The sequence below is a fragment of the uncultured Dokdonia sp. genome (genome assembly GCF_947492815.1).
Taxonomy (GTDB): domain Bacteria; phylum Bacteroidota; class Bacteroidia; order Flavobacteriales; family Flavobacteriaceae; genus Dokdonia.
The window spans coordinates 1-229 of the sequence record NZ_CANLOB010000129.1 but is presented as its reverse complement, the minus strand read 5'-3'; the positions used below and the strand labels follow the sequence as shown (position 1 = coordinate 229).

Sequence of the window (229 nt, the reverse complement as noted above, 5' to 3'; positions counted from 1 at the left end):
GGGAAGATGATATTGCTGATGATACAGCGAGTACAGATGAGGATACTCCAGTAAACATCGATGTATTGGATAATGATGATTTCGATCCTACGAGTGATGTAGAAGTAACTGATGTGACTAATCCAGCCAATGGAACGGTAACGATCAATGCCGATGGAACAGTAGATTATACACCAGATCCTGATTTCTGTGGAACTGATACCTTTGATTACACAGTAACGATCACCAA

Annotated in this window: 1 protein-coding gene; it reads left to right on the top strand. The window is 40.6% G+C overall.

Annotation, left to right across the window (positions count from 1 at the left end; translation table 11 throughout):
• Positions 1-229: Ig-like domain-containing protein (locus tag Q1A01_RS23815; protein WP_299686107.1), on the top strand; the 229-nt coding region annotated here is incomplete at both ends.